Source organism: Sphaerisporangium sp. B11E5, from assembly GCF_039871875.1.
Taxonomy (GTDB): domain Bacteria; phylum Actinomycetota; class Actinomycetes; order Streptosporangiales; family Streptosporangiaceae; genus Sphaerisporangium.
This window is the reverse complement of record NZ_JBDPMD010000017.1, coordinates 25,877-51,152: the sequence shown is the minus strand read 5'-3', so window position 1 is coordinate 51,152 and position 25,276 is coordinate 25,877. Positions and strand designations below refer to the sequence as shown.

At 70.3% G+C, this 25,276-nt stretch carries 24 protein-coding genes; 12 read left to right on the top strand and 12 right to left on the bottom strand.

Annotated elements, in window-relative coordinates; all coding sequences use genetic code 11:
- The first annotated feature begins 20 nt into the window (after positions 1 to 20).
- Positions 21 to 1,103 carry an MBL fold metallo-hydrolase gene (locus ABGB17_RS17775; protein WP_347630785.1) on the top strand — a complete coding sequence of 361 codons (1,083 nt, stop codon included), beginning with the start codon at positions 21 to 23 and terminating at the stop codon, positions 1,101 to 1,103.
- 77 nt (positions 1,104 to 1,180) lie between these two features.
- Positions 1,181 to 1,777: a DUF305 domain-containing protein gene (locus tag ABGB17_RS17770; RefSeq protein ID WP_347630783.1), complete on the top strand. Its 597-nt coding sequence runs from the start codon at positions 1,181 to 1,183 to the stop codon at positions 1,775 to 1,777.
- Between the two features lie 30 nt (positions 1,778 to 1,807).
- Here ABGB17_RS17770 and ABGB17_RS17765 read toward each other — a convergent pair whose 3' ends face one another.
- On the bottom strand, positions 1,808 to 2,860 hold the full coding sequence (locus ABGB17_RS17765; RefSeq protein ID WP_347630781.1) for a dihydrodipicolinate reductase: 1,053 nt from the start codon (positions 2,858 to 2,860) through the stop codon (positions 1,808 to 1,810).
- Between the two features lie 226 nt (positions 2,861 to 3,086).
- On the opposite strand from ABGB17_RS17765, the gene ABGB17_RS17760 reads away from it, so the two are divergent.
- From ABGB17_RS17760 to ABGB17_RS17730, 7 genes are all read left to right on the top strand, one after another.
- Positions 3,087 to 3,980 carry an SDR family oxidoreductase gene (locus ABGB17_RS17760; protein WP_347630779.1) on the top strand — a complete coding sequence of 298 codons (894 nt, stop codon included), beginning with the start codon at positions 3,087 to 3,089 and terminating at the stop codon, positions 3,978 to 3,980.
- A gap of 233 nt (positions 3,981 to 4,213) precedes the next feature.
- Complete coding sequence (locus ABGB17_RS17755) at positions 4,214 to 5,341, top strand: ROK family protein (protein WP_347630777.1); 1,128 nt, start codon at positions 4,214 to 4,216, stop codon at positions 5,339 to 5,341.
- 86 nt (positions 5,342 to 5,427) lie between these two features.
- Positions 5,428 to 6,936, top strand: coding sequence for a sugar ABC transporter ATP-binding protein (locus tag ABGB17_RS17750; protein WP_347630775.1), 1,509 nt, complete (start codon positions 5,428 to 5,430; stop codon positions 6,934 to 6,936).
- Entirely contained in the window at positions 6,933 to 7,991 is a 1,059-nt protein-coding gene (locus ABGB17_RS17745) for an ABC transporter permease (protein ID WP_347630773.1), read from the top strand. Before ABGB17_RS17750 ends, ABGB17_RS17745 begins: the two co-directional genes overlap by 4 nt.
- A 175-nt stretch (positions 7,992 to 8,166) precedes the next feature.
- Complete coding sequence (locus ABGB17_RS17740) at positions 8,167 to 9,228, top strand: ABC transporter substrate-binding protein (RefSeq protein WP_347630771.1); 1,062 nt, start codon at positions 8,167 to 8,169, stop codon at positions 9,226 to 9,228.
- Positions 9,229 to 9,244: 16 nt separating this feature from the next.
- Positions 9,245 to 10,426, top strand: a complete 1,182-nt coding sequence (locus ABGB17_RS17735) for a Gfo/Idh/MocA family oxidoreductase (RefSeq protein ID WP_347630769.1) — start codon at positions 9,245 to 9,247, stop codon at positions 10,424 to 10,426.
- A gap of 36 nt (positions 10,427 to 10,462) precedes the next feature.
- Positions 10,463 to 11,470, top strand: coding sequence for a sugar phosphate isomerase/epimerase family protein (locus ABGB17_RS17730; RefSeq protein ID WP_347630767.1), 1,008 nt, complete (start codon positions 10,463 to 10,465; stop codon positions 11,468 to 11,470).
- A 111-nt stretch (positions 11,471 to 11,581) separates the two neighbouring features.
- Here the strand turns inward: ABGB17_RS17730 and ABGB17_RS17725 are convergent, their stop codons facing one another.
- From ABGB17_RS17725 to ABGB17_RS17715, 3 genes are read right to left on the bottom strand one after another with little or no spacing between them, the layout of a single operon-like run.
- Complete coding sequence (locus ABGB17_RS17725; protein WP_347630765.1) at positions 11,582 to 12,667, bottom strand: Zn-dependent alcohol dehydrogenase; 1,086 nt, start codon at positions 12,665 to 12,667, stop codon at positions 11,582 to 11,584.
- 23 nt (positions 12,668 to 12,690) lie between these two features.
- On the bottom strand, positions 12,691 to 12,885 hold the full coding sequence (locus ABGB17_RS17720; protein ID WP_347630762.1) for a ferredoxin: 195 nt from the start codon (positions 12,883 to 12,885) through the stop codon (positions 12,691 to 12,693).
- Positions 12,886 to 12,923: 38 nt separating this feature from the next.
- The gene (locus tag ABGB17_RS17715) at positions 12,924 to 13,400 is read right to left on the bottom strand and encodes a pyridoxamine 5'-phosphate oxidase family protein (RefSeq protein ID WP_347630760.1); all 477 of its coding nucleotides are present in this window, start codon (positions 13,398 to 13,400) and stop codon (positions 12,924 to 12,926) included.
- 148 nt (positions 13,401 to 13,548) lie between these two features.
- Between ABGB17_RS17715 and ABGB17_RS17710 the strand changes: the two genes are divergently transcribed.
- A complete protein-coding gene (locus ABGB17_RS17710; protein ID WP_347630758.1) occupies positions 13,549 to 14,184 on the top strand; it encodes a class I SAM-dependent methyltransferase in 636 nt (211 codons plus the stop codon).
- 4 nt (positions 14,185 to 14,188) lie between these two features.
- On the opposite strand, the gene ABGB17_RS17705 is transcribed toward ABGB17_RS17710, so the two are convergent.
- Genes ABGB17_RS17705 through ABGB17_RS17695 form a run of 3 tightly spaced genes read right to left on the bottom strand, consistent with a single transcriptional unit; the run spans position 14,189 to position 17,265 of the window.
- The gene (locus ABGB17_RS17705; RefSeq protein WP_347630756.1) at positions 14,189 to 15,271 is read right to left on the bottom strand and encodes a prenyltransferase; all 1,083 of its coding nucleotides are present in this window, start codon (positions 15,269 to 15,271) and stop codon (positions 14,189 to 14,191) included.
- Positions 15,268 to 15,981, bottom strand: a complete 714-nt coding sequence (locus ABGB17_RS17700; protein ID WP_347630754.1) for a class I SAM-dependent methyltransferase — start codon at positions 15,979 to 15,981, stop codon at positions 15,268 to 15,270. The genes ABGB17_RS17705 and ABGB17_RS17700 overlap by 4 nt, the downstream gene beginning before the upstream one ends.
- Positions 15,982 to 17,265: a glycosyltransferase family 4 protein gene (locus tag ABGB17_RS17695; protein WP_347630752.1), complete on the bottom strand. Its 1,284-nt coding sequence runs from the start codon at positions 17,263 to 17,265 to the stop codon at positions 15,982 to 15,984.
- Between the two features lie 320 nt (positions 17,266 to 17,585).
- Here ABGB17_RS17695 and ABGB17_RS17690 point away from each other — a divergent pair, with 320 nt between their 5' ends.
- Positions 17,586 to 18,611 carry a GDP-mannose 4,6-dehydratase gene (locus tag ABGB17_RS17690; RefSeq protein ID WP_347630750.1) on the top strand — a complete coding sequence of 342 codons (1,026 nt, stop codon included), beginning with the start codon at positions 17,586 to 17,588 and terminating at the stop codon, positions 18,609 to 18,611.
- Between the two features lie 282 nt (positions 18,612 to 18,893).
- Here the strand turns inward: ABGB17_RS17690 and ABGB17_RS17685 are convergent, their stop codons facing one another.
- From ABGB17_RS17685 to ABGB17_RS17670, 4 genes are all read right to left on the bottom strand, one after another.
- Entirely contained in the window at positions 18,894 to 19,691 is a 798-nt protein-coding gene (locus ABGB17_RS17685; protein ID WP_347630748.1) for an SAM-dependent methyltransferase, read from the bottom strand.
- 50 nt (positions 19,692 to 19,741) lie between these two features.
- Positions 19,742 to 20,428: a maleylpyruvate isomerase family mycothiol-dependent enzyme gene (locus ABGB17_RS17680; protein ID WP_347630746.1), complete on the bottom strand. Its 687-nt coding sequence runs from the start codon at positions 20,426 to 20,428 to the stop codon at positions 19,742 to 19,744.
- A gap of 106 nt (positions 20,429 to 20,534) precedes the next feature.
- Complete coding sequence (locus ABGB17_RS17675) at positions 20,535 to 21,737, bottom strand: cytochrome P450 (RefSeq protein ID WP_347630744.1); 1,203 nt, start codon at positions 21,735 to 21,737, stop codon at positions 20,535 to 20,537.
- A gap of 331 nt (positions 21,738 to 22,068) precedes the next feature.
- Positions 22,069 to 22,635 carry an ATP-binding protein gene (locus tag ABGB17_RS17670; protein WP_347630742.1) on the bottom strand — a complete coding sequence of 189 codons (567 nt, stop codon included), beginning with the start codon at positions 22,633 to 22,635 and terminating at the stop codon, positions 22,069 to 22,071.
- Positions 22,636 to 22,844: 209 nt separating this feature from the next.
- Here ABGB17_RS17670 and ABGB17_RS17665 point away from each other — a divergent pair, with 209 nt between their 5' ends.
- Entirely contained in the window at positions 22,845 to 24,221 is a 1,377-nt protein-coding gene (locus tag ABGB17_RS17665; RefSeq protein ID WP_347630740.1) for a helix-turn-helix transcriptional regulator, read from the top strand.
- A gap of 210 nt (positions 24,222 to 24,431) precedes the next feature.
- Here ABGB17_RS17665 and ABGB17_RS17660 read toward each other — a convergent pair whose 3' ends face one another.
- Positions 24,432 to 25,208: a hypothetical protein gene (locus tag ABGB17_RS17660; RefSeq protein ID WP_347630738.1), complete on the bottom strand. Its 777-nt coding sequence runs from the start codon at positions 25,206 to 25,208 to the stop codon at positions 24,432 to 24,434.
- Between the last annotated feature and the right edge of the window lie 68 nt (positions 25,209 to 25,276).

Below are 25,276 nucleotides of genomic sequence, written 5' to 3'. Positions count from 1 at the left end.
ACCCCCCGAAGGGAGCACGGATGTCCGACGGACGCGCGGGACGGCCGGTGCGGCGGGTCACGCCGGCCAGCGAGGAGCAACGGGCCGCGTGGGTCGGCGGGGGCATGCCCGTGGTGGAACGCGTGCGCCCCGGCCTGTGGTCCATCCCCGTGCCGATCCCCGTGAACCCCCTGCGGTACGTGCTGGTGTACGCGCTGGAACTGCCCGGCGGCGTCGCCCTCATCGACGCCGGATGGAACACCGACGAGGCGTACACCGCCCTGAGCGACGGCCTGGCGGTCGCCGGGTACGCGATGACCGACGTGCGGGCCGTGCTGGTCACCCACATCCACCCCGACCACTACGGCCTCGCGGGTCGCGTCCGCGAGGCCTCCGGTGCGTGGATCGGCCTGCACCCGGCCGACGCCGCCCTGCTGCACGACCGCTACGACGACTCCGCCATCGAGGACCTCGTGGCCCGCGAACGCGTGTCCCTGCTCCGCTCCGGCGTCCCGTCCTCCATGCTCGACGAGCTGGCCGGTGCCTCCATGATGATCAGGCACTACGTCACGATGGCCGGTCCCGACCGCCTCATCGAGGACGGCACGACGCTGGACCTCCCCGGCTGGGACCTCAAGGCCATCTGGACGCCCGGCCATTCCCCCGGCCACCTGTGCTTCACGTCCCCTGCCCGCAGGCTCCTGTTCTCCGGCGACCACGTTCTCGCGAGGATCACCCCCATCGTCGCCGTCCACCCCCAGTCGGCCCCCAACCCCCTGGCCGACTACCTGACCGCCCTGAGCTCCGTCCGCGACCTCCCGGTGGACGAGGTCCTCCCCGCCCACGAGTACCGCTTCCTGGAACTGTCGGCCCGCGTGGACCACGTGACGGCCCACCACGCCGACCGCCTGGCGGAGATCGAGAAGGTCGTCCACTCGGCCGACGGCATCACCTGCTGGTCCGTGGCCGAATCCCTGACCTGGTCCCGCCCCTGGTCCCAGATCCCTCCGTTCATGCGCCGGGCCGCCAACAACGAGACCCTCGCCCACCTGGTCCACCTGCACGTCCAAGCCCGGATCCACCCCGTCCCCGGCCCTCCCGACCTCTGGTACCCGGCGACCTGATCCCAGGGCGGGAAGTCGGGTGAACGCGGCGGGGGATGGGCGCGTATCTCCGGGTGTCCGGAGGGAGCGAGGTGCCGATGAAGGGTGGCCGTGGGCTGGTCGCCGGGGTTGTGGCGGTGCTGGCGCTGACGGGGTGTGCGGGGGTGCCCGCGGGGGCCGCCGTGCCTTCGGGAGGGCCTCGGGAGGTGACCGAGGCCGACCTGCCGTACAACCTGACCGATGTGCTGTTCTGCCGGGAGATGATCTTGCATGATCGGCAGGCGGTCACGCTGGCGGGGTTGGTGGAGGGGCGGGGGGAGGATCCGTATGTCAGGGAACTCGCCCGGGAGGTCACGACGGCGGAGGCGTCGCGGGTCGAGGTGCTGGCGGGGCGGCTGCGGGCGTGGGAGTTCACCGTTCCGGACGCGAGCAACCCGCCGATGCACAACATGCCGGGCATGGTGACGGACGCCCAGCTTGTCGTGCTCCGGGGGAAGAAGGGCGCCGACTTCGACAAGCTGTGGCTCACCACGGTGGCGCGGCACACCGGTTACGGCATGCTCCTCGCGGAGAAGGCCCGCGACGAGGGCAAGGACCGCACCACCAGGGACATCGCCCGCACCCTGGCGTCCACCCAGCGCACCGAGGTGCACGAGATCGCCACCCACCTGGCCCGCTTGCGCACCGGCCGGTGACCTCGAAGGCCCGGCCACCGTACGGCAGGTTCAGGGGAGGTGGGCGGTGCCGTGGCCGGTGGTCAGGGGGAGGGTCAACGGGGTCTGGATGCCGGGGGATGACTGGCAGACGGGGGTGATGGAGTTGACGGCGTGGGCGGCGGCGCCGGCCAGGCCGTGGGATATCTCGTCGATGGTCACGGTCAGTTGGGGGATGCCTTCGATGTGCAGGGCGAAGCCGGGGGTGGGCCAGCGGTGGACCTTGGTGGCGTGGGACTTGTAGACGCATTCGACGGTCATGAAGGGGCGGCCGCGGACCAGGCCGGAGAAGATCCAGCGGGAGGCGCTCACCGTGCCGGGGCGGATGGTGCCGGCGGTGATGTCGAACTCCTCGGTGGCGAGGTCGTATTCGTCGGTCTCCTCGACCTCGTCGAGGTCCACGCCCAAGGCGTGGGTGACCAACTGGACGCTTTCCGAGAAGAGGGCCCGCTGGACGGTGCGGAAGGGGCGCACGGCCTGGGCGTATTCCTTGGGGGCGCGGCCGAAGCCGATGAGGTCCATGACGATCTGGCGGGAGGGGTGGCCGACGAAGTCGGAGGACTCGCGGACGTAGATGTGGTCCAGGCGGGTGGACAGGGCGCTCAGGGTCAGGGGGAGCAGGTCGCTCATGAAGCCGGGGTTGATGCCGGTGCCGTAGACGGAGGTGCCGCCGGCGCGGCAGGCGGACTCCAGGCGGTCGACGACCACGGGGCCGTAGACCTGCGGGTAGATGAAACCGGTGGTGGTGATGACGTTCTTGCCCGAGGAGAGCAGGGCGCAGACGGTTTCCAGGTCGGCGGTGTAGTCGCCGCCGAAGTACGCGGCGGGCAGGGGCATGTGGAGCACGCAGTCGGCGTCGGTGGCGAGCACGCGGTCGACGTCGTCGTCGCAGAGGACGCCGGTCTCGGGGAGGCCGACGAGCGGGCCGGCGTCCAGGCCGATCTTGTCGGGGTCGTAGACGAGCACCCCGGTCAGCTCGAACTCCGGCCGGGTGATGACGCTGCGCAGCGCGTAGCCGCCGACGGCGCCGGTGGCCCACTGGATGACACGGAGAGGTGCGGGCATGGAGGCCTCCGGCCCGGTCCCGGACGGGGCCACCGGCCGGGGATCCGGCCGCCGGGCCTCCGTCGGCCCATGCCCCACGCAGGGCAAAACTATAGCAGAAATTCACCTTGCCGATCACTGTCCGCAACCGTGCGGTTTATAACGGCTTCCACTTCTGGGGGCCGAGGGAACGGCGCGTTATCGTAGGGAACCACTAGAAGTTTGTTCTCCTGAAAGGTGAGCGGGCATGCCGGAACTGAGGTTCGACGGGAAGGTCGCGATCGTCACCGGAGCGGGTCACGGTCTCGGCAGATCGCACGCGTTGCTGCTGGCCGAGCGCGGCGCCAAGCTCGTCGTCAACGACCTCGGCGGCGCGCTGGACGGCACCGGCGCCTCGGCCGGCCCCGCCGCGGAGGTCGCCGAGCTGATCGTCAAGAACGGCGGGGAGGCGGTCGCCAGCACCGACAGCGTCGCCACCCCCGAGGGTGCCGAGGGGATCGTCCGGACCGCGATCGACGCGTTCGGCCGGGTGGACGTGCTCGTCAACAACGCCGGCATCCTGCGGGACAAGTCCTTCGGCAAGATGACGGTCGAGGAGTTCGACGCCGTGCTCGCCGTGCACGTCCGCGGCTCCTTCCTCGTCAGCCGCGCGGTGTTCCCGCACATGAAGGAGCAGCGGTACGGCCGCATCGTCAACACCACCTCCCCGGCCGGCCTGTTCGGCAACTTCGGCCAGGCCAACTACTCCACCGCGAAGATGGGCCTGGTGGGCCTGACCAAGACGCTCGGCATCGAAGGCGCACGGGCCGGCATCAAGGCCAACGCCATCGCCCCCATCGCGTGGACCCGCATGACCGAGGCGCTGCTGCCTGCCGAGCTGGAGCAGAAGCTCGGCCCCGAGAAGATCAGCCCGCTGGTGGCCTTCCTCGCGCACGAGAGCTGCGAGACCAGCGGTGAGGTGTTCAGCGTCGGCGGCGGCCGCGTGGCCAGGGTCTTCGTCGCGGAAGGCCCCGGCTGGAGCACCGGCGACCTCACCATCGAGGCCATCGCGGAGAACTGGGACGCCATCCTCACCGAGGAGCCGCACCTGCCCACGACTCTCGGCGAGCAGGCGGCCGCCTCGATGCGCGCCATGCTGTAGCCGCGAAAGGCGCCACCGGACCGGCGGAGACCGTGACTCCGCCGGTCATTTTCGGCGTCGGCAACCAGCAAGCTTTCGTTCATAACGGCGAAAGTTATGAATCGTCATCGAAAAGCCCTTCACCTGGTGGCGGAAGTGGTCTAGCTTCAGGGGCGTATCACCCCAACCCCGGAGGGGCTGTGAAGCGGATCCCCATGCGTCCTGAGAACGCGCATCAGGCGACGCTTTTGCGCTTGCTGCGGGACGGTGGACGGTCACGCGCCGAGCTCGGCGACGTCGTCGAGCTTTCCCGCTCCAAGCTCAACCTGGAACTGGACCGCCTCATCGAGGTGGGCCTGGTGGAGCAGGCGGGCCTCGCCGCGTCCCGGGGCGGCCGCCGCTCGGGCATGGTCCGCCTGTCGCCCGACATCCGCTTCGCGGGCATCGACATCGGCGCGACCTCGGTCGACGTCGCGATCACCAACGGCGAGCTGGAGATCCTCGGTCACGTCAGCGAGCTGTGCGACGTGCGGCAGGGCCCGGCCCTTGTGCTGGACCGCGCGATGGAGCTGCTGCGCAAGCTGCGCGAGCAACGGCTGTTCACCCAGCTCAACGGCGCGGGCATCGGAGTGCCAGGGCCGGTGAGCTTCGCCGAGGGTGTCCCGGTGGCCCCGCCGATCATGCCCGGCTGGGACCGCTTCCCGGTCAGGGACATGGTGAGCCAGGAGCTCGGCTGCCCCATCAAGGTCGACAACGACGTCAACCTCATGGCCCTCGGCGAGCTGCACGCCGGGCTGGCCCGGCAGGTGGAGGACTTCCTGCTGATCAAGATCGGCACGGGCGTCGGCTGCGGCATCGTGGTCGACGGCAAGATCTACCGCGGTGTGTCAGGAAGCGCGGGCGACATCGGGCACATGCGGGTCGACGACCAGGGGCCGACCTGTACCTGCGGCAACACCGGCTGCCTGGAGGCGTACTTCAGCGGCGCCGCGCTCGCCAGGGAGGCGGTGCGCGCCGCGCCGCGGTCGCCGTACCTCACCGAACGTCTCGCCCTGACCGGAGTGCTGACCGCGGAGGACGTCGCCGCCGCGGCGACGCTCGGGGACCCGGTGGCCCTCCAGCTCATCCGGGACGGCGGGCGGCAGACCGGCCAGGTGCTCGCCGGGCTGGTCAGCTTCTTCAACCCCGGCCTGATGATCATCGCGGGGGGTGTGGCCCGCCTGGGCCACGTGCTGCTCGCGGAGATCAGGAGCGTCATCTACCGCAGGTCACTCCCGCTGGCCACCGGGAACCTGCCCATCGTCCTGTCCGAACTCGGGGACACCGCCGGCGTCATCGGGGGCGCCCGGCTGATCAGCGATCACGTGTTCTCCGTCCAATAGCCCCACCAGTCCACTCAGTAGCCGAGTCCACCCGCGATCTCAGGAACCGTCCGTCCCCCCGCAGGGACCCACACCCCGGAGGCCCCGTGAGCGACCTGTTGGTCATGCGAGGCATCGTCAAGCAATTCCCCGGCGTGCGCGCCCTGGACGGCGTGGACCTGGATGTCCGGGCCGGAGAGGTGCACTGCCTGCTCGGCCAGAACGGCGCCGGCAAGTCCACACTGATCAAGATTCTCGCCGGGGCGCACCAGCCGGACGAGGGCACCATCACCTTCGGCGGCCAGGAGGTGCGGTTCGCGAGTCCCATCGCGGCCATCAAGTCGGGCATCGCGACGATCTACCAGGAGCTCGACCTGGTGGCGGGCCTGTCGGTCGCGGAGAACATCTTCCTCGGCCACGAGCACGCCGCGTTCGGCTTCACCCGCAGGAGCGGGATGAACAAGGCCGCGGCCGAGCTGCTGGCCCGCCTCGGCCACGGCGAGATCCGGCCCACCATCGAGGTGGGACGGCTGTCCGCGGCGGGCATGCAGATCGTCAGCATGGCCCGGGCGCTGTCCCATGACGTGCGGCTGATCGTCATGGACGAGCCGTCCGCCGCGCTCGCCCACGACGAGGTGGGCAACCTGTTCCGCGTGATCAGGGACCTCACCCAGCAGGGTGTGGCGGTGGTCTACATCTCCCACCGCCTGGAGGAGATCCGTGAGATCGGCGACCGGGTGACGGTGCTCAAGGACGGCCGCACGGCCGCCGTGGGCCTGCCCGCCCGGGAGACGCCGACCTCCCGCGTCGTGTCGCTGATGACCGGCCGCGAGGTGGAGTACGTCTTCCCCCCGCGTCCCGCGCCGGGCGCGCACGACGGCAGGCCGGAGGTGCTGCGGGTCGAGGGGCTCACCGTCCCCGGCCACTTCGCCGACGTGTCGCTGAGCGTGCGGGAGGGCGAGATCGTCGGGCTGGCCGGCCTGGTGGGCTCGGGCCGCTCGGAGATCATCGAGACGGTGTACGGCGCCCGCCGTCCCGTCGCCGGCAAGGTGATGCTGTCCGGGGAGCCGGTACGTCCCGGCAGCACCTCCAGGGCGGTCCGCCTCGGCATGGGCCTCGCGCCCGAGGAGCGCAAGTCGCAGGCCCTGCTGATGAACGAGTCGGTGGGGCGCAACATCACGATCGCCGGCCTCGGCAAGTACGCCAGGCTCGGCTGGGTGGACCGCCGCGCCGAGCGTGAGGCGGCCGAGCGGCTGGTGCGCACCCTGGACATCCGTCCCCCGGACGCGCGGCGGCCGGTGCGCACCCTCTCCGGCGGCAACCAGCAGAAGGCGGTCTTCGCCCGCTGGCTGGTCGAGGGCCGCAGACTGCTGCTGCTCGACGAGCCCACCCGCGGCGTCGACGTGGGCGCTCGCGCCGAGCTGTACGCGGTGATCCGGCGGCTCGCCGACGAGGGCGTCGGCGTCCTGCTGGTCTCCAGCGAGGTCCCCGAGGTGCTGGGGCTCGCCGACCGGGTCCTGGTGCTGCGCGAGGGCCGGGTAATCCACGAATCCGACGCCCGCGAGCTCGACGAGCCGCGCGTACTGGACATGATCATGGAAGGGAGCGCGTTGTGACGGACGCACGGGCGCCGCAAGACGGCACGCAGGACCTGCGCACCGGGCCCGGCACGCCACAGAACGCCACCAAGGTGCCCGCGCGGCGCCCCGTCACCGCGGCGGGTGTGCTCGGCGGCATCGGGCAGGCCCGCCACCTCGGCCTGGTCGTGGCGCTGGTCCTGCTGGCGGTGGTCGGTCTGGTGACCGCGCCGGACACCTTCGCCACCTCCTCCAACCTCGTCAGCATCCTCGCGCTGGCCGCCACCATCGGCGTGATCACCGTCGGCATGACGTTCGTCATCATCGGCGGCGGCATCGACCTGTCGGTGGGCGCGATCATGGCGCTGGCCTCGGTCTGGGCGACGACGCTGGCCACCCAGGCGTACGGGCCGGTCGTCATGGCGATCTGCGCCATCCTGGTCGGCACGGGCGCGGGCCTGGTCAACGGCTTCCTCATCTCCTACGGCCGCATGGTGCCGTTCATCGCCACCCTGGCGATGCTGGTCGCCGCGCGCGGTCTGGCGCAGCGCATGTCGGACCGCAGGACCCAGCTCGTGCAGCCCGACAACAACGCGCTGGTGGAGCTGTCGACCACCCGGCTGTTCGGCCTGCCGCTGCTGGTGTACATCTTCGCGCTGGTGGTGGCGATCGGCTGGCTGGTGCTCAACCGCACGACGTTCGGGCGCCGCACGTACGCCGTGGGCGGCAACCCCGAGGCGGCCCGGCTCGCAGGCATCAACGTGCGGCGGCACACCCTCATCCTCTACGCGCTGTCCGGCCTGTGCTGCGGCATCGCGGCCATCCTGATCATGGCGCGCACCACCACCGGCTCCAGCACCCACGGCGACCTGTACGAGCTGGACGCCATCGCCGCGGTCATCATCGGCGGCACGCTGCTCACCGGCGGCCGGGGCACGATCATCGGCTCGATCCTCGGTCTGCTGATCTTCACGGTGATCACCAACCTGTTCATCCTGAACGGCCTGAACACCAGTGACCAGCTCATCGCCAAGGGCCTGATCATCGTCATCGCGGTCCTCCTCCAGAGGCGCAGCCTGAACACACCCACCTAGCCGGGCCCCGGGCGCGCCACCGCGCGTGTACCGGGGCCGTGAGGCACGGCGTGTGGCCGCGGGGATCCCGCGGCCCGGGGCCGCCGCGCCCAGCGCACCCCAAAAAACGGATATTGGGCGAAATGTCGCCCTTGAAGGTTCCACACCCCCCACCCCGGAAAAGGAGAAAGACACCATGGAAAAGCGCGTCGGCAGGCGGGGCTTCCTCGTCAGCGGGGCCGTGGTCGGAGCAGGGGCGCTCGTCACGGCCTGCACCAGCAACGAACCCGCGGCGGCTCCCAGCGCCTCGGCCGCCCCCCAGGCCACCACGGCGGGCACCGACAACGACCAGCCGGGTACCAAGGTCGTCATCGGCTTCTCCGCGCCCGCGGCCGACCACGGCTGGATCGCGGCCATCGCCAAGAACGCCGAGGCCCAGGCCAAGCAGTACACCGATGTCGAGTTCAAGCCGGTCGAGCCGACCAACGACATCAACCAGCAGATCTCCGCGGTGGAGTCGCTGATCCAGGCGAAGGTCGGCGCGCTGGTGATCCTGCCCAACGACGGCGAGCAGCTCAACCAGGTGGCACGCAAGGCGATGGACGCCGGCATCCCGGTCATCAACCTGGACCGGGTGTTCCCCGACAAGCTGTCGTACCGCACCTGGATCGGCGGCGACAACTACGGCATGGGTGTGGCCGCCGGCCACTACATCGGCGACAAGCTCAAGCAGGCCGGGGTGTCGAACCCGGTGATCCTGGAGATCCAGGGCATCGCGACGCTGCCGCTCACCCAGGACCGCAGCAAGGGCTTCGCCGACGCCCTGAAGACCTACGGCTTCAGCGTGACCGCCCAGCAGGACGCCAAGTTCACCGTCGAGTCCGGCACCCAGGTGGCGACCAACCTGCTCCAGGCGCACAAGAAGATCGACGCCATCTGGAACCACGACGACGACCAGGGCATCGGCGTGCTCGCCGCCATCAAGGAAGCCGGCCGCGACGAGTTCTTCATGGTCGGCGGCGCCGGGTCCGCCAACGCCATGCGCGACATCCAGGCCGACTCCGGCGTGCTCAAGGCCACGGTCACCTACAGCCCCACGATGGCCTCCTCGGCGATCAAGCTGGCCCGCCTCATCGCGCAGGGCAAGGGCATGAGCGACCTCGTGGAGAACCAGGTGCCGCAGTCGATCACTCTGGCGTCGGAGACCATCACCAAGGAGAACGCCCAGCAGTACCTGCCACTGGGCTTCGAATCCTGAAATCGGGGGGTTACTCGTGACTGAAACAAGGCCGGCGCTCGGGGTCGGCATGGTCGGATACGCGTTCATGGGGCGCGTGCACTCTCAGGCGTGGCGCGCCGTCGGCGCGTTCTTCGACCTGCCGGTCGCTCCGGTCATGGCGGTTCTCTCCGGACGGTCCGCCGAACGTACGGCCGCCGCCGCCGCCCAGCTCGGCTGGGCGGCGGTGGAGACCGACTGGAAGGAACTCATCAAACGCGACGACGTCCACATCGTGGACATCTGCACGCCGGGTGACTCGCACGCCGAGATCGCGATCGCGGCGCTGGAGGCCGGCAAGCACGTGCTGTGCGAGAAGCCGCTCGCCAACACCGTCGAGGAGGCGGAGGCGATGGTGGCCGCCGCCGAGCGGGCCGCCGCGCGGGGCGTGCGCAGCATGGTCGCGTTCAACTACCGCCGGGTGCCCGCCGTGGCGCTGGCCCGGCGCATGGTCCAGCAGGGGCGGATCGGCGACATCCGGCACGTCCGCGCCGTGTACCTCCAGGACTGGATCGCCGATCCGGAGTTCCCGCTGGTGTGGCGGCTGCAGAAGGACAAGGCGGGCTCGGGTGCCCTCGGCGACATCGCCTCGCACATCGTGGACACCGCGCAGTTCATCACCGGCCAGCAGGTGGTCGGTGTCTCGGGCATCACCGAGACGTTCGTCAAGGAACGGCCCCTCGCCGAGGACTCGGCCGGCCTCAGCGCCGCCGGGAGCGGCGGCGCGACCGGCGCGGTCACCGTGGACGACGCCGCCCTGTTCACCGCCAGGCTGTCGGGTGGCGCGGTCGCGTCCTTCGAGGCCACCCGGTTCGCCACCGGCCGCAAGAACGCCATGCGCATCGAGGTGAACGGCTCGCTCGGCAGCCTCGCCTTCGACTTCGAGTCGATGAACGAGCTGTGGTTCCACGACCAGACCCTCCCCGCCGAGGAGGCCGGGTTCCGGCGCGTCTACGTGACCGAGGCCGGCCACCCGTACGCGGGGGCCTGGTGGCCGCCCGGTCACGGCCTCGGGTACGAGCACACCTTCACCCACGAGGTGAAGGACTTCCTTGAGGCGGTCGGGAACGGCACCGACCCCGAGCCGTCGTTCGCCGACGGGCTGCGGGTGCAGCGGGTCCTGGCCGCTGTGGAGCGCAGCGCGGCCGACGACAGCCGCTGGACCACGGTCGACGGCTGACCGCCGCCGTCCATCACCGATCTACGAGGAGCGGACATGACGCGACCGATCACCTTGTTCACCGGCCAGTGGGCCGACCTGCCGTTCGAGGAGGTGTGCAGGCTGGCCGGCGAGTGGGGCTACGACGGCCTGGAGATCGCCTGCTGGGGCGACCACTTCGAGGTCGACAAGGCCCTGGCCGACGACTCCTACATCCCCCGCAAGCTGGAGATCCTCGACAAGCACGGGCTGAAGGTATGGACGATCTCCAGCCACCTGGTCGGCCAGGCGGTCTGCGACAGCCCGATCGACGAGCGCCACAAGGGCATCCTGCCGGCCCGCATCTGGGGCTCCGGCGACCCTGAGGAGGTGCGGCGCAACGCGGCCGAGGAGATCAAGGACACCGCGCGGGCCGCGGCCAAGCTGGGCGTGAACACGGTGGTGGGCTTCACCGGGTCGTCCATCTGGCACACCGTCGCGATGTTCCCCCCGGTCTCCCCTTCCATGATCGACGCGGGCTACCAGGACTTCGCCGACCGGTGGAACCCCATCCTGGACGTGTTCGACGAGGTCGGCGTGCGGTTCGCCCACGAGGTGCACCCGAGCGAGATCGCCTACGACTACCACACCACCGTGCGCACCCTGGAGGCCATCGGGCACCGCCCGGCGTTCGGCCTCAACTGGGACCCCTCGCACATGGTGTGGCAGCAGATCGACCCGGCGGGTTTCATCCTCGACTTCGCCGACCGCATCTACCACGTGGACTGCAAGGACGCCAAGGTGCGCATCGGCGACGGACGCCGCGGCCGCCTGTCCTCGCACCTGCCGTGGGCGGACCTGCGCAGGGGCTGGGACTTCGTCTCCACCGGCCGGGGCGACGTGCCGTGGGAGGACTGCTTCCGCGCGCTCAACTCGATCGGCTACGACGGCCCGATCTCGATCGAGTGGGAGGACGCCGGCATGGACCGCCTGTCCGGCGCCCCCGAGGCCCTCGCCTACATCCGTACGCTCAACGCGATCACCCCGCCCGCGGCCGCCTTCGACGCGGCCTTCTCCTCGGAGTGAGCGCTACTCCCCGATGACGGGCGGCGGCCGGCCGGTTTCCTTCCCCCTCCCCGGCCGGCCCCGTTCGGTTACCGGCCGGCCCGCCCTGCTCCGGCGGGCCGGTCCTGACCGCTAGTCGAAGACCACGACCTGCCGCAGCACCTCGCCGCCCCGCAGCGCCGCCACGGCGTCGTTGAGGTCGCCGAGCCGGATGCGCGAGCTGATCATGCTCTCCAGGTCCAGCTTGCCCGCCTTCCACAACCCGGCGAACAGCGGGAAGTCACGGCGGACGTCGCTGTCCCCGTACAGCGAGCCGTGCAGCTTCTTGCCGTCGAACATCAGGTTGAACGCCGGCAGCGACACCATGTCGTCCATGGCGCCCGCCCCGACCACGACGACGTCGCCACCCCTGCGCGTCGCCTGCCAGGCCGCGAGGATGGTCTGGGACCTGCCGACCACCTCGAAGCCGTAGTCGAAGCCCTGGCCGCCGGTGAGCGAGGCGACGGCTTCCGTCATCTGCCCGGGCGTGCACGCGTCGGTGGCGCCGACCTTCTTGGCGAGGGCGTGCTTGGACTCCAGCGGGTCCACCGCGAGGATCGTGGTGGCGCCGGACAGCCGGGCGCCCTGGATCACCGACAGGCCGACGCCGCCGCACCCGATCACCACGGCCGTCGAGCCGGGGCGCAGCTTCGCCGTGTTGACCACCGCTCCGACGCCGGTGGTGATGCCGCAGCCGATGAGCGCCGCGACCTCGTACGGCACCTCCGGGTCGATCCTGATCGCGCCCTGCCACGGCACGACGATCTCCTCTGCCCAGGTGCCGCAGCCGACCATGCCGAACGCCGGGGTCTCCCCGCCGTACCGGAACCGGGGCAGCGTGAAGCTCTCCATCACGTAGGTCATGCACAGGTACGGCTGGCCGCCGACGCAGCGGTCGCACGCGCCGCACGCCGGGGTCCAGTTGACGACGACGTGGTCACCGGGCGCCACCGAGGTGACGTGGCCGCCGACCTCCAGCACCTCGCCCGCGCCCTCGTGCCCGAGGATCACCGGCAGCGGCATGGGCAGCACCCCGGTCATCACCGAGAGGTCGGAGTGGCAGACCCCGGTCGCCTTGATCTTCACGCGGACGTCCGTGGGACCCATTGGGGCGAGGGTGAAGTCGTCGCGGATGTCGAGCTTGTCATCCCCGACGGCGTGCAGCATCGCGGCTCGCATGAAGGACCTCCTAGGGGGGCGTGCTACTCCTCTTCCAGGGAGAGCGCGGCTTTGGGGCAGGAACGGACCGCGTGGCGCACACGGTCCAGCATCTCCGGCGGTGGTTCCGGGAGCAGCACGTGCAGGTTGTCGTCGTCGTCGACGTTGAAGACCTCGGGTGCGAGGCCCATGCAGACGGCGTTGGCCTCGCATACGTCGTAGTCGACCTTGATCTTCATCTTTGCCCCTCCTGGCGTGGATGTGGATGAAGGTGAGACTAAGCCGTGGCGGGGGCGGTCAGCTTGCGATGGTCCCAGGAGACCACACGTGTCGGCTCGACGAGGTAGGCGACCCTCTTGCGGCCGGTGTGCTCGACGTAGCCGCGCAGTTCTTCGGCGGGCCCTTCGACGGGGAGGCGGGCCATGCGCCTGGTGACCTCCATGCCGACGTCCAGGACCTCGGCCGGCGCGTCGATCAGGCGCGCGGTGCCGTAGATCAGCACGCCGCGCAGCTCGAAGTAGTCGTCGCCCGCCTCGATGAGGCAGCTCACCCGGGGGTCGCGCTCGATGTTGCGCCGCTTCTGGGCCTTGCCGTACGTCCAGAAGGCGACCCTGCCGTCGACCAGGCCGTAGAACATCGTCACCATGTGCGGCGTCCCATCGGGATTGATGGTGCCGAGCTGGAGCTTGCGGCACTCACGCAGGAGCTCCGCGACCTCCTCCTCGCTCATCGCGATGCGGGCACGCTGGTTCACCCAGGAAGTAGAACACGTTCCACCAGGGGTGGCAAGGGCAGGACGGAATATTGTTCGGGCGTGATCGGATCTTGGCGGGGGCACCCTCTCGATGGGCGGAACGTTGAACGGTAGTGTGCTGCCCCGTTGCCGTACTCAGGGGAAAACGATGACTGATCCGACCTTGCCGGCCGAGCTGCGGCACGCGGCCGAGCGGGCCAAGGGGTTCATGCCGAAGCCGGAGGGCCTCGCGCTGTTCCAGACCGCCCACGCCTACGGTGAGCGCGGTCCCATCTGCGAGATCGGCACCTACTGCGGCAAGTCCGCCGTGTACCTCGGGGCCGCGGCCCGCGAGAGGGGCACGGTCGTGTTCACCGTGGACCACCACCGCGGCTCGGAGGAGATCCAGCCCGGCTGGGCCCACCACGACCCGACGCTGATGGACCTGCGCTTCGGCAAGATGGACTCCCTGCCGTTCTTCCGCTCCACCATCGCCTCGGCCGGGCTGGAGGACACCGTCATCGCGGTCGTCGGGCGCTCGGAGGTCGTGTCCCGCTACTGGAACACCCCGCTCGCGATGCTCTTCATCGACGGCGGCCACTCCGAGGAGCCGGTCAGCCTCGACTACGAGGGCTGGGCGCCGCACGTGATGCCCGGCGGCGCGCTGGCGTTCCACGACATCTACCCCGACCCCGCCCGCGGCGGCCAGGGCCCCTACCGCGTGTACCAGCGGGCCCTCGCCTCCGGCGAGTTCCACGAGGTACGGGTGGAGGGGTCCCTGCGGGTGCTGGAGCGCGCCGGCTGAGCCGTCAGGTGCGGCTCGGCGTGGGGGAGCAGCCGCAGGTGGCGGGGTCGGTGACCGGCGGCGAGTACAGGCCGGCGTCCCGGAACAGGGCCGCGGCGGGCGTGGTGCCCGACAGGGCGTCGGCGGCCAGCACCACCGCGGCGGCGGTGTAGGCCGACTGCTCGTGCGGGAACCAGTTGCGGTTCACGAACTGCCAGCCCGTCCAGTACGAGCCGTCCTCGTGCCGCATGTGCTGCACGTCGCGGAACACCGCGTGCGCCCGCTCGGCGTCCCCGAGCGCGTCCAGCGTCAGCACCAGCTCGCACGACTCCGCGGCGGTGACCCACGGCTGGTCGGACACGCAGCGCACGCCGAGCCCTGGCACCACGAAGGTGTCCCACCGCTCCGCCAGCCGGGCCCGTGCCTGCGCGCCGCGCACCGCGCCGCCGAGCACCGGGTAGTACCAGTCCATGGAGAAGCGGCTCTTGTCGGCGAACGCCTCGGGGTGGGCCGCGATGACGTGGCCGAGCTGCCCGGCCGCCAGCTCCCAGTCCGGCTGCGGCGCGCCGAGGTGCTCGCCGAGCAGCACCCCGCAGCGCAGCCCCTGGTAGATGGACGAGCACCCGGTCAGCAGGGCGAAACCGGCGGGCTCACCCGCGGCGGTGCGCTGCCAGATGATCTCGCCGCGCGCGGTCTGCAGCCCCATCACGAAGTCGAGCGCCCGGCGCACCGCAGGCCACATGCGGCGGGCGAAGTCCTCGTCCCCGGTGACCAGCAGCTCGTGCCACACCCCGACCGCGAGGTACGCGGCGTGGTTGCTCTCCCCGGCGGTCTCGGCGGCCCGGCCGCGCACGACCTTCTGCGGCCATGAGCCGTCGGCGCGCTGGTGCCGCAGCAGCCAGTCGTACCCCTCGCGCACCTCGGCGGTGAGCCCGGCCACGGACATCGCCATCAGGCACTCGACGTGGTTCCAGGCGTCCACGTGGCCCTCCGGCCACGGCACCCCGCCGTCGTGCTCCTGGACCGCGGCGATGCTGCGCGCGGTGGCGAGGACCTGCTCGGCGGTGATGACCCCCGGCACCGAGGGGAGCCGGTCGCCTGCCGTCATGCCGGCTTCCGTACGTAGATCACCACGCTCTTGCCGATCAACGGGTTCAGCACCGCCTCGGCGATGCGGGTGGCCGCCGGGCGCTTCATGATGTCCCAGACCAGGAGCCGGTGGTAAGCCTTGGCGAGCGGGTGCTCGTCGTCGTCCACCCCGACCGCGCACTTGATCCACCAGTACGGCGAGTGCAGCCCGTGCGCGTGGTGGTGCGGGCCGATCTCCAGGCCGGTGGCCTTCAGCTTCGCGGTCAGCTCGGCGAGCGTGTAGATGCGCACGTGGCCGCCCGGCGCGGTGTGGTACGCCTCCGACAGCGCCCAGCAGATGCGCTCGGGCAGGAAGCTCGGCACGGTGACCGCGGCCGTGCCGCCGGGCTTGAGCACCCGGTGGATCTCACGCATCGCCGCCATGTCGTCCGGGATGTGCTCAAGCACCTCGGCCGCGATGACCCGGTCGAACGACGCGTCGGGGAACGGCATGGCCAGCGCGTCCCCTGTGACGGTCTCCGCCGTCGTGCCCGGGGGGACCTCGCCCGCCTTGTCCATGGCGGCGAACATGACGGCCACGCTCTGCAGCTCCGCCGCGTCCTGGTCGAACGCGACCACGTCGGCGCCGCGGCGCAGCACCTCGTAGGCGTGCCGCCCGCCGCCGCAGCCGAGGTCCAGCACCCGAAGGCCCGGCCCGACCGTCAGCCTCCCGAAGTCGACCGTCAGCACCTAGCGCTCCCCTTTCGCCCTCGCCTCGATGGCCTCGCGGTACGCCTCCACGGTCCGCCTGGCCACCACGTTCCAGGTGAACCGCTCCATGACCCGGTCGTAGCCCGCCTTCCCGACCCGCTCCCGCTCCCCGGGGGAGTCGTGCAGGCGGCGCAGCACGCCGGCCAGTTCCTCGGGGTCGCCCGGGGCGACCTGGACGGCGGCGTCGCCCACCACCTCGGGCAGCGCGCCGGTGCGGCTGGCCACCAGCGGGGTGCCGCAGGCCATGTGCTCGACGGCGGGCAGCGAGAAGCCCTCGTACAGCGACGGCACCACGGAGATCTCCGAGGTGGCGATCAGCTCGCCGAGTTCGTCGTCGGAGATTCCGTGCACGAACCGCACCCGGTCGCCGAGCGCGAGCTCCTGCACGAGCTTCTCGGTGGGGCCGCCCGGGGTGGGCCTGCTGACCACGGTCAGGTGGACGTCCCGCTCGGTGGCCAGCTTGGCGACCGCGCGCAGCAGCGTCGCGACACCCTTCATGGGGGAGTCGGCGCTCGCCACCGCGACGATCGAGCCCTTGCGCTTCGGCAGGTGCGGGCGGGGGTGGAAGTAGCGGGTGTCCACGCCGAGGGGAATGAGCCGCATGTTGCGCTGTGGCACGTTGAAGTCGCGGTGGATGTCGGCGAGGCTCGACTCGCTGACGGTGAGGATCGGGCTCAGGCGGGGCGCGACGATGCTCTGCATGCGCACGAAGCCGTACCAGCGGCGCATGGAGAGCTGCTTGCGCGGCGGGGCGGCGCGCAGCTCGATGCGCCGGTCCACGCTGATCGGGTGGTGGATCGTGCCGACGACCGGGAACAGCTTCTGGATGCCGAGCAGGCCGTAGCCGAGGGTCTGGTTGTCCTGCACCACGTCGAAGTCGCCCTGGCGGCGCTTCAGCTCACGCAGGGCCCGCAGGCTGAACGTCAGGGGCTCGGGGAAGCCGGCCGTCCACATGGTGGCCACTTCGAGCACGTCGATCCAGTCGCGGTACTCCTTCAGCGCCGGCGTGCGGAAGGGGTCCTCGTCGCGGTACAGGTCGAGGCTCGGCACCTTGGTGAGCACGACGCCCTCGTCCAGCTCCGGGTAGGGCTGGCCGGAGAACACCTCCACGCTGTGGCCGAGGGCGACCAGCTCGCGGCTGAGGTGGCGCAGGTAGACGCCCTGGCCGCCGCAGGTGGGCTTGCTGCGGTACGACAGGAGCGCGACGCGCAGGGGGCGGTCCGGGGCACCGGTGGGATCGGGCCGTCGCTTCGGAACCTCCACGGACACCCCTTCCGGGCTGCTGTTCGATCGCCCCCGAAACGGGGCATGTACCGCAAAAGCCGATCTTAGCTGCGAAGACTACCATCTAGTGCTAGACCCCTACCGTGATGGGAATCGCACCTCATCTTTCCCGCACACCGTGCGAACTGGGATGTTAGGTTAACCGAACGCTGCTCGGTAGAACCGGTTCTAGGTAGGTTGGGCACACCTCGTGGGGCTGCCCATAGCGCTTGACGGACCTCGTGGCGGTACATTCGCCTCTTAAAGTCCAAGTTCGGGCGAAGCATCTCCCCCGGGGGCCCGAAGAACTGGAGGACCTGTTGGCCAGGCGTGCTCTGATCACTGGCATCACCGGGCAGGACGGTTCCTACCTCGCCGAGCATCTGCTGGACCAGGGCTACGAAGTCTGGGGCCTGGTGCGCGGGCAGGCCAACCCCCGGGTCTCGCGGGTGCGCCGGCAACTGAGGGACGTCCAGCTCGTCCGCGGGGACCTGCTCGACCAGGGGTCCCTGATCTCCGCGGTGGAGCGGGTCGCGCCCGACGAGGTCTACAACCTCGGCGCGATCTCGTTCGTGCCGATGTCGTGGGAGCAGGCCGAGCTGACCGCCGAGGTCACCGGCATGGGTGTGCTGCGCATGCTGGAGGCCATCCGGGTGTGCTCGGGCATCACCTCGTCCCGGGCGGCCGCCTCCGGGCAGATCCGCTTCTACCAGGCGTCGTCCTCGGAGATGTTCGGCCAGGTCCGCGAGACCCCGCAGAACGAGCTGACGCCTTTTCACCCGCGTTCGCCGTACGGCGTCGCCAAGGCGTACGGCCACTTCCTCACCCAGAACTACCGCGAGTCGTACGGCATGTTCGCCGTCTCCGGCATCCTGTTCAACCACGAGTCCCCCCGCCGCGGCGCCGAGTTCGTCACCCGCAAGATCACCTTGGGCGCCGCACGGATCAAGGTGGGTCTCGCCACCGAACTGCGCCTCGGCAACCTCGACGCCCGCCGCGACTGGGGCTACGCCGGCGACTACGTCCGCGCCATGCGCATGATGCTCCAGTCCGCCACCCCCGAGGACTACGTCATCGGCACCGGCCGCACCCACTCCGTACGCGAACTGGTGGAAGCCGCCTTCACCGCCGCCGGCCTCGACTGGGAACGCCACGTCGTCCTCGACCCGGCCCTCCACCGCCCCGCCGAGGTGGACCTCCTGTGCGCCGACCCCAAGAAGGCCCGGATGCAACTCGGCTGGGAACCCTCGGTCCCCTTCGAGGACCTGATCGCCATGATGGTCGACTCCGACACCCGCCTCCTGGCCGGCGGCGGCGACCCCGACCAGGACTCCTCCTGGCCCTGACCTCCCCCGAGCGACTGAGTACCCGCACGTCTGAGTACCCGCACGTCTGAGCACCCGCACGTCCGAGCGGCCGCACGTCCGAGCGGCCGCACGTCCGAGCGTCTGAGCGGCCGCGCTGTCTGAGCGGCCGCGCTGTTTGAGCGGCCGCGCTGTCTGAGCGGCCGCGCGTGCGAGCGCTCGCGCGGCCCGCTGGAACACCCGCACCAGCGCACCCCTTTCCCGGCGCCGACGCGGCGGGACGTGGTACGGCGAATCCGGCGCCTTCATACGGCGCCGAGCCGATCAGACCTTGCGGCCGACCCCCGCGAGCACCCACATCTTCCCGAAGTCCACCGGCCGCGCGATCCCGGGCCGCCACTCGGGGGCGGTCACCAGCCCCGGCTCGACCAGCTCGAAGTCACCGAAGAACCGCAGCAATTCCTCCCGGCTCCGCGCGACCCACGGTGCCCCGGCCTTGGTGGACACCTGCACCAGCTCCGCCGTCTCCTCCGGATGCGGGTCGGGAGTGACATGGGACAGGGCGAGATAGCTCCCCGGCGCCATTCTGTCCCGGAGCAGGTCCACCACCTCGTACGCGCGCTCCTCGTCCCGCACGAAGTGCAGCACCGCCACGAGCAACACGGCCACCGGCTCGGAGAAGTCGATCGCGAGGTCAGGATGCGCCAGGACGTCCTCCACCCGCCGCAGATCCCCCCGGATGAACGCCACCCCCGGCGTGTCCGCCACCAGCGCGTCCCCGTGCGCCACCACCAGCGGGTCGTAGTCGACGTACACCACCCGCGTCCCCTCGGCGGCCTCCGCGGCCACCTGGTGCACGTTCTGCTGCGTCGGCAACCCCGACCCGATGTCCAGGAACTGCCGTACCCCCGCCTCCCCGGCGAGGAACCGCACCGCGCGCCCGAGGAACGCCCGGTTCTGCCGCGCCATCACCGGCATCTCCGGCGCCATGGCGAACGCCTTCTCGGCCGCGACCCGATCCGCCTCGTAGTTGTCCTTGCCCCCGAGGGCGTAGTCATAGATGCGCGCCGCGCTCGGCGTGTTGGGATCGACCCCGGCCGGAGCCGGACGCAGGTCGGACATGAAGCATCTCCAAAGGCCGGAAACCGGGTGATCGGAATACTAGGCCCGAATCACTCCCGGTAGATGTTGACCTCCGGCCCGAACCCCAGCGACGCGGGATCGGCCCGCCCCGTGGACACCATCAGGAAGTCCATCGCGTCCACCGTGACCGCCGGGACGTCCGGCCCCGGAGACCCGAACTCGACCTCCTGCGGCTCCTCGCCCACCCCGGTGAGCACGACCCGCGCGGGCCCGAACCCGCTCTCGTGCAGCCTCCGCAACACGTCGTCCAGGGACGCGCCGAGCCCAGGCCCCCGGTCGGACGGCAGCCCGAGCGCGTTCCGCACGTCGTCGGTGTGGATGAACAGGTCGTGCCACAGCCGGATCGCGCTCTGCTCCCTGTCGAGCCCGGGCAGCGGCCCCGGCTTGTGCCAGGACGCCTCCTCCAGCCCGTTGAGGAGGTCCACGATCGCCCAGGCCGCGCGGCGCAACGGCTTGACCAGTTCGGCGGGCTCCCGGTCGCGCAGCGCGGCGGCCTGCTGGTCCCCGGTGCGGGTGGCGCCGAAACCGTCGGCGATGTCCTTGGCCAGGCCGGTGACGTGCCCGGCGATGTCGCGCACCTCCCAGCCGGAGCAGCGGGTCGGCCGCCGCCACTGCTCGGGCGTGAGACCCTCCACGAGGGCTGCGAAGTCCGCGTAGGCGCGGCTGACGCCTTCGGCGATCCGCGCGCCACGTGGAGGATTTCTCAACTGGTTCATGGCGGGACTATACGAACGCGTAGCTTTATCTGTATATACGCGAGTCAACTACTTGTAACCCAAGTCCCGCGCCCCCACCGGGCCGTGAGGGCGCGGGAGACCAGGCTCAGACCTCCACGGGCATCGACTTGATGCCGTTGATGAAGTAGGACCGCAGCCGCGTGACCTCGCCCGCGGGCCGCAGGCCGGGCATGCGCTGGGCCACCACCTCGAACAGCACGCGCAGCTCCAGCTTGGCCAGGTGGTTGCCGAGGCAGAAGTGCGCGCCGCCGCCACCGAACCCGATGTGCGGGTTGGGGTCGCGGCCGATGTCGAACGTGCCGGGCGCCGAGAAGATCGACTCGTCGCGGTTGGCCGAGGAGTAGAAGACGACGACCTTGTCGTTCTCCTTGATCTGCTTGCCGCCGAGCACGGTGTCACGGGTGGCCGTGCGCCGGAACAGGTTGACGGGGGAGACCCAGCGGACGATCTCGTCGGCGGCCGAGGCGGCCAGCGACGGGTCCGCCACCAGGCGCTCCCACTGCTCGGGGTGCTCGAACAGCGCGAGCATGCCGCCGGACGCGGCGTTGCGGGTGGTCTCGTTGCCTGCCACGACGAGCAGGAGGACGAACAGGTCGAACTCCTCCACCGACAGCGTCTCGCCGTTCTCCCCCGGCTGGAGCAGCTTGGTGACGATGTCCGGCTGGGGGTTCACCCGGCGTTTCTCCGCCAGCGCGTTGGCGTAGGCGTAGACCTCGGACGCGGCCTGCTGGCCGTCGTCGGGGGCGGCGGCGTAGTCGGGGTCCTGCGCGCCGATCATGCGGTTGGACCACTCGAAGATCTTGTTGCGGTCCTCGACCGGGGCACCGAGCAGCTCGCAGATCACATAGAGGGGGAGCGGCGCGGCCACGTCGGTGACGAAGTCGATGTCGCCCTTGGCGAGGGCGTCGTCCACGAGGTTGTGGCAGATCTCTCTTATGTGGTCTTCCAGCAGGCCGATCTGGCGCGGGGTGAATCCGCGGTTCACCAGGGAACGCCGGCGGGTGTGCTCCGGGGGGTCCTGGTTGAGCATCATCAGGCGCTGGAGCAGGACCTGCTCCTCAGGCATCTCGTCGAACAACGCGAGCTTCCTGCTGGAGGAGAACAGCTCGGAGTTGCGCGACACCTGCACGACGTCCTCGTGCCGCGTGACCGCCCAGAAACCCGGCCAGCCCTCCTCCGCGCCCTTCTCATGCCAGAACACGGCATCATTGGCCCGCAACCATGCGAACTGGTCGTGCGGGGCGCCGTCGCGCGCGTAGACATCCTGGTCGACGAGGTCGATATCCATAAGGCCACCTGACGGGTCTTGTCGAAACGCCTTGCGGGACACACGTTACTGAAACGTGTTCTATTACGGGCACGGGGAGCGGTCAAGCGACAGGGCCTGGCACGGGATGCGCTGGGTGATACACCGGCTCTGTAACGTGTCCATCTGGACATCCAGGCATCGGATGAATACGAGCCCGAGACCTGAGGCTGCTGGACCGGCCTCCCCCTCTGCGTAATCCTTCCCTGAAGACATCCGATGAATGCAGAGAAGGTCGCGTGAAGCTACTGCGAGTCGGACCACCCGGTCAGGAACGTCAGCCGTGCTGGACGTTGAGGGGCGGCGGTTCTGTTCAGAGTGAGAGGTCACCGGAGCAGGCCGGGAGAGGGAAGGCGACGGCTTTGCCGGGGGTGCTGGTGGTGAGGATCGTGGTCGGGTAGACGCGGCAGCCTCCCTGGGAGAGGTGGTGGGCCATGAGGAGGCCGCGGCCGTTCTCGGCGAGAAGGGTGGACGGCTCGCCGGTGGGAGGGGGTGAGGGGCCGTCGGTGAGGGTGTCGAGGTGGTCCAGGATCAGGTGGACTTCTCGGCTGTCCGGGTCGCCGTCCACGATCTCGCACCAGGTGGGGACTCTGCCGACGTAGGTGATGCGCAGCTCGTACGGTGGACGGGCATGCTTCTCGGCGTTCGCGGCCAGCTCCGCGACGACGATCTCGGCGTCGGCCACGGCATCGGCGGGGACGCCGGCCTGGCGCAGGACGCCCCGCACGACCCCGCGTGCCCGCCGGGCGGCCGACCCGGCCCGCAGCACCTTGACCATGACGCGGAAGTCGCCACTCTGCTTCGGCCCGGTGTGCCGTCCCATGGTGGGGGAGGCATAGGGCTCCGGGGGGTCGGCCTGGTCGTCGTCGGTGGTCCGCATGGTGACGCTCCGTTCCGGTGGGTGACTGTGGCAGAAGGAAAAGCCATACGGTGACCCGGCCGGAATGCCGGTCCGTGATCATTCGTCCGGTACGGGAGTCGCCGTGTCCCGGGTTGGTCGCTCCCTGGTCGTTTCGCCTGGACCGGTGGCGCGCCGAGGGTGCTTCTCGTCACAATGAGCGATCATTCGGATACGGAGGGGGAGGACGCGTGGGTGCACCGCAGGGACGTACGGGCCGTCCGGAACTGACCCGGGAACGCAAGCGGCGCGGCATGAGCCAGGAGGACGCCGCCGAGGTCGTCGGGGTGTCCTCGACGACATGGGCCCGGTGGGAGCGCGGCGAGCAGGGGGTGCGGGCCCGCCACCGGCGGCTCATCGCGGCGGCGTTCGGCGCCGACGCGGCCGAGGTGGAGCGATGGGTGGACGGCTGGACCGCCGGGGGCACAACACCCTGGCCGTTCGCCGACTGTGGCGCGTCCGAACCCATGGCTACCGTGAAGGCGGCCGAGCAATTGTGGAGGTTGGAGATGGACCCGTCCCGGCGTCACCTGCTTGCCACGCTGCCGTTCGTACCGGCCGCCCTTGGGGAATGGCTGGCGTCGGTGGCCTACGACGCTCCGGTTCGTGCGGTCGCCGGCCAGGGGCTGGGACGGTCGGTGGGGCATGCGGACGCCGTCCGGGTTCGCGCCGCGTGCGAGGGGTTCCGGCAGATGGACATGCGGTTCGGTGCCGGACTGGTCCGCCCGGTGGTGGTGCGGTACCTCAACGAGGTGGTGACACCGCTGCTCAGGGGCCGGTACGACGAGCGGGTGGGTGCCGAGCTGATGAGCGCGGCGGCGGCCATGACGGGGATGGCGGGGTGGACGGCCTTCGACATGGGCAACCACGGCCAGGCCCAGCGGCATTTCGGCGTGGCGCTGAGCTTGGCGAAGGCAGGCGATGATCCACTGACCGCCGCGTGGGTGCTGACCGAGATGACCCAGCAGGCGCTCCACATCGACCAGGCCCGCTGGGCCGTCCGGCTCGCCGGGGCGGCTGTCGACTCCGCACGCGAAGCGCAGGCTCCGCCTCGCGTGATGGCGTTGCTGACGCTCAGACAAGCGTGGGCGACCGCCGCGCAGGCGAAGCCCGTGCGGTCCGGAGACCGGCACAGTGCCCACCAGGTCGAGCACCTGATCGCCGAGACCGAGCGTTCTTACGCCCAGGGTGCGACCGACCGGGATCCGGAGTGGGTAGCGCTGCACGACCTGCCAGAGCTCGGCGCCGAGATGGGACGCTGCTGGGCCCTGCTCGGCGAGCACCAGCGGGCACTGCGCTGCGCCGAAACAGCCGTCGCCGCGTTCGAGGGTAAGTTCGCGCGATCCGCACAGTTCAATCGCATGCATGCCGCCGAGTCATATCTCGGCCTGGGCGAGCTGGACCAAGCCCTGCACACCGCGCGACCGGCGGTGCCGACGGCCAGGTCCTTGAGCTCCACCCGAGCCGTGGAGTTCGTCGAGAGATTCACCGCACAACTCGAACCCCACCGCGACGTCATCGCCGTACGCGAGTTCCGAGAGCACGTCCGCACCGAACTCGCCGCCTGACACCCGAGACCGCCGGAGGGCTGACGCCGGGAGCAATGGCCGTCACGGTGCCGTCGTGCTGATCCGCCCTGTCGGAGTGGTCGTGGTAAGCGTCAGCAGAGCGCCTGATGCGCCTCCAGCGCCGTCGCCACGACTCGGTTGATCAAACGTCGGTCACGCGTCATGCTCCTGGGGTTGATCAAGGCTCCTGGCTGTCTGCGCGAAATACGGTCACGGTCGTCCGCCCTTCAGGACGATTTCGGTGTTACGCAGGAGAACCTCTCGGTTCCGTGCGAGTGCCGTGAGCGCCTCCGCGTGCTGCTCGACCAGTTTTTTCTCGTTCGCGTTCTGTGCGTTCGACAGCGCCATGACGTAGCCCGACTGGTTCTTGCACTCCATGTCCGCAGTGGCGACCCTGCGCTCGTCGTCGCTGACCGCCGAGCCTGGTTGCCTGACCCACCGGGCGTCGTTCCAGGCGTCCTCCGGCGTCGCGTAGCCGAAACCGCGTTGCTTCATGCAAGCGCTCCAGCCAGCCGCTGTCCGTATGGCCTCGGCATTTTGCCGGGCAGGCGCCGCTGCCTCCGCCATCAGCCGCCAGACGAGCAGGTCATCTGGCTGAGATGCCCCCGTGGTGAGGATTCGGCTCGCCTCCGCGGTGCAGCCGCCCTGCGGGACGGTCTGCCCGTTGCTCAGGGTCACCCCGCCACCGGTCAGTGCCCGGCGTTCCTCCAGCGTCACGGCCCGCGCCTGATCCGCGGTCCGGCGCTTGCCTGGGGTTGCGTCCGCCACCTCCGCGTAGCCCGTGCGCGCCGCCTGCGCGGGTTCGATGTAAAGGTAACGGCGACCCGTGATGAGCTCCGCACCTTGTTCCTTGGTCTCCAAGCTCTTGAAGTCGGCGAAACCAAGGCGTTTCATGCAGGAGGCAACCAGGCCGGCGCGTGCGGTGGTCAGCTTCTTGCGCTGCTCGGCGGTGTCGATGAATGCGGAAAGGAGGGATGTGCCATCCACGGCCTTGGTGTCCGGGGGCTGGAACCTGGCTGAGCTGACTCCACCAGGCGTGTCGCTTCCACAGCCGG